The sequence below is a fragment of the Oleiagrimonas sp. genome, from assembly GCF_027858935.1.
In the GTDB taxonomy this organism is placed as follows: domain Bacteria; phylum Pseudomonadota; class Gammaproteobacteria; order Xanthomonadales; family Rhodanobacteraceae; genus Oleiagrimonas.
Window position 1 is genome coordinate 1 of sequence record NZ_JAQIBU010000196.1, and the last position, 2,576, is coordinate 2,576.

The following is a 2,576-nucleotide window of genomic DNA, read 5'->3' on the forward strand; positions in this document are numbered from 1 at the left end:
GCCCGTCTGGGCGACGATACCCGCGCTGCGCTCGAGGCCGGCGGCGACTGGGTGCACTTCGACGTCATGGACAACCATTACGTGCCCAACCTGACCATGGGACCGATGGTGCTCAAGTCACTGCGTGCCTACGGCATCACTGCGCCGATCGACGTTCACCTGATGATCAGTCCGGTTGATCGCATCGTGCCGGACTTTGCCGAGGCCGGTGCCTCGCGGATCAGCTTCCATCCAGAGGCCGTCCAGCATGTTGACCGCACCCTGGGACTGATCCACGAGTGTGGTTGCCAGGCCGGCCTGGTATTCAACCCCGCCACCCCGCTGGACTATCTGGACTACGTACTGGACAAGATTGACCTGGTGCTGATCATGTCGGTCAACCCCGGGTTTGGCGGGCAGAGCTTCATTCCCGCCGCGCTGGAGAAGCTCAACCGCGTGCGCGAGATCATCGACAACAGCGGCCGCATGATCCGTCTGGAGGTCGACGGCGGGGTGAAGGCCGACAACATTGCCGATATCGCCAAGGCCGGGGCCGACACCTTCGTGGCCGGTTCGGCCATCTTCCATGCCGACGACTACAAGGCCGAGATCGATGCCATGCGCCGGGCCATCGGTTGAAATAATGCGCCGGTCGTAGGTCTCAGGCTGGAGTGGACAATGCGAACTCCGGCAAAGACCCAGGGTTTCGGTACGTATATATCTGGCCGTTTGGCCGGTGCGTTGGGTTCGCTGCACTCATCCCAACCTACGATCGGGTGGAGTCGATGCGTTGTGCCACCACCACGTAACGCAGCGGCCAGGCCGGCCAGCAGCAGCGCCATCAGCGCCAGCAACAGCAGCAGTCGCGCCGGGGTTGCCGTTTGCGTAAAGGCCGATCCGGACGGCAAGACGGTGGGGATCTGCGTGTCGTGCATGGTTTGTCCTGTCTCGCGCGAAGGCGTCTTCTCGACCGCGACCAGACTGTTCTAGCGGCTGATCAGGTGTGCGGCCAGCGCGGTCCTGATGATCTGGGGCTTGAGCGTGGCTTCGTCATCGCCACGGCGTAGCCGTGCCTGGAGATCGTCGATGCGTGCCTGCGCCCAGAGCCGATCCAGGCCTTGCCCCGGTTTTGACGTTTCCAGTTGCACTGGCGCGCTCCATGCGCGGTCGGCCAGCGTGCCATGCAACTGCACGCGACCGCCGGCAGCATCGAGCCTCGCGGTCACCAGTCACGGCTCGCCCAGATACAAATCCGGCAGGCGGCACGGGTAAACGTCGGCGCCGTGCGGTCAGTCGATGTGGATGTCACGCAGGGCCGGATGATCCAGGCGCGCCAACAGGCCGCGCATCGCCGAACCGACCTGGCGCAGGTCCGGGATCAGAGTTTCGCTGCCGCGACCGTGCTGTGCTGCGGTCTTGAGGAAGCCGCCGTTGGGCGCGCTGCCAATGCCGACCGGAAACGGACGCGAGTCGCCCAGATCCCGGTCGATCAGCTGCATCAGCCCGGCCGGTTTGTCGACCGCGCCGTCGGTGGCGAACACCACCTGGCGCACGTAGCGCTCGGGCGCATGCCCGGCAAGTGCGGCTGTCAGCGCCGGGACCATCTCGGTACCCTCCCGGCCCGCAGATTTGAAACCCAGTCGTGTGCTTCATGCACTGCCGCGGGCGTGGCCGTGACCGCCTGCGGATGCAGCATGCGCATGTTGGAATTGAACGCGATGACGTTGAAACGATCTTGCGGGCGCAACTGCGCCAGGGCCATGTCCAGCACGGTGCGGGCCTGGCGGATCGAGGCACCACCCATGGAGCCGGAGGTGTCGATGACCAGGATCAGCTCGCGCGTCATGGTCAGCGCCTTCTGCTGTGGTGGCATCACCATCAGCGTGGCCTAGTGTGCGTTGCCCACGGTCTCGGTAAAGCCGGCCACGTTGGGCACGGTCTGTGGTTGTGCGTGCCAGCGCAGGATGAAGTCGCGGTCGGGTATCACCGAGTCGTCGAGCAGACGCACGTTCCAGATGCCCCCTTGCTGCGTGCAGACCACGGAATGGCTCGGGCTGAACACCGTGTCCAGCGGCACACCGGCGTTCAGCGTCACCTCGATGCGGGTTTTCAGCCGCGATTCGTGGCGCGCATCGGTAAACCCTTGCGCGCCGGTGATTCCGGAGTCGGCGGTCTGCGGCAGTGCGTCCCTGTCCATGGAGTAGCGCGGTGTGTAGGTCAGCGGGAAATGCAGTGAGAAGCTGCCGTCGCGGTAGTCCACGCGCTGCCAGAAATGCAGCTCCACATCCACGCTCTGGCCAGAGGCCACGTTGGTTACCGCAGTACGGAACAGGTGACCGGCTTCGGCCTCGACCAGCGCCGCCTTGCGACCGGTGTTGCGCGCCTGGCTGAAGATCCTGCGCGCGGCCTGCTTCTCGCGGATGTTGCCCACGATGGTGCGCTTGCCGATGTGCATCGTCATGGAGTACACCGCGGCGTCGTCGGGCAGCGGCAGCATGTATTCGCCCTGCAGCCAGTTCTTTCCGGTGTTGCGGAAGCGCTGGTGCACCACCACGTCGGCGATCAGACCGTCGACGCGGTAGTGGACATCGGTGTCC

At 64.9% G+C, this 2,576-nt stretch carries 6 protein-coding genes; 1 reads left to right on the forward strand and 5 read right to left on the reverse strand.

Annotated features, from left to right (window positions below):
* Positions 1-618: ribulose-phosphate 3-epimerase (gene rpe / locus PF446_RS07240; protein WP_298070645.1), on the forward strand; the 618-nt coding region annotated here is incomplete at its 5' end.
* Here rpe and PF446_RS07245 read toward each other — a convergent pair.
* From PF446_RS07245 to PF446_RS07265, 5 genes are all read right to left on the reverse strand, one after another.
* Positions 576-914, reverse strand: coding sequence for a hypothetical protein (locus PF446_RS07245; protein ID WP_298070647.1), 339 nt, complete (start codon positions 912-914; stop codon positions 576-578). The genes rpe and PF446_RS07245 overlap by 43 nt on opposite strands.
* Before the next feature lie 51 nt (positions 915-965).
* The gene (locus PF446_RS07250; RefSeq protein ID WP_298070648.1) at positions 966-1,205 is read right to left on the reverse strand and encodes a hypothetical protein; all 240 of its coding nucleotides are present in this window, start codon (positions 1,203-1,205) and stop codon (positions 966-968) included.
* A 63-nt stretch (positions 1,206-1,268) separates the two neighbouring features.
* Complete coding sequence (locus PF446_RS07255; RefSeq protein ID WP_298070649.1) at positions 1,269-1,583, reverse strand: hypothetical protein; 315 nt, start codon at positions 1,581-1,583, stop codon at positions 1,269-1,271.
* Positions 1,568-1,852, reverse strand: coding sequence for a VWA domain-containing protein (locus PF446_RS07260; protein WP_298070650.1), 285 nt, complete (start codon positions 1,850-1,852; stop codon positions 1,568-1,570). The genes PF446_RS07255 and PF446_RS07260 overlap by 16 nt, the downstream gene beginning before the upstream one ends.
* A gap of 15 nt (positions 1,853-1,867) precedes the next feature.
* Positions 1,868-2,576, reverse strand: a 709-nt coding sequence (locus PF446_RS07265; protein ID WP_298070652.1) for a VIT domain-containing protein, incomplete at its 5' end; no start/stop codon positions are given.

Bases quoted from the DNA above. Each gene is read 5' to 3' on its own strand.
- PF446_RS07245 (WP_298070647.1), bottom strand. From the start codon at position 914: ATGCACGACACGCAGATCCCCACCGTCTTGCCGTCCGGATCGGCCTTT.
- PF446_RS07255 (WP_298070649.1), bottom strand. From the start codon at position 1,583: ATGGTCCCGGCGCTGACAGCCGCACTTGCCGGGCATGCGCCCGAGCGC.
- PF446_RS07260 (WP_298070650.1), bottom strand. From the start codon at position 1,852: ATGCCACCACAGCAGAAGGCGCTGACCATGACGCGCGAGCTGATCCTG.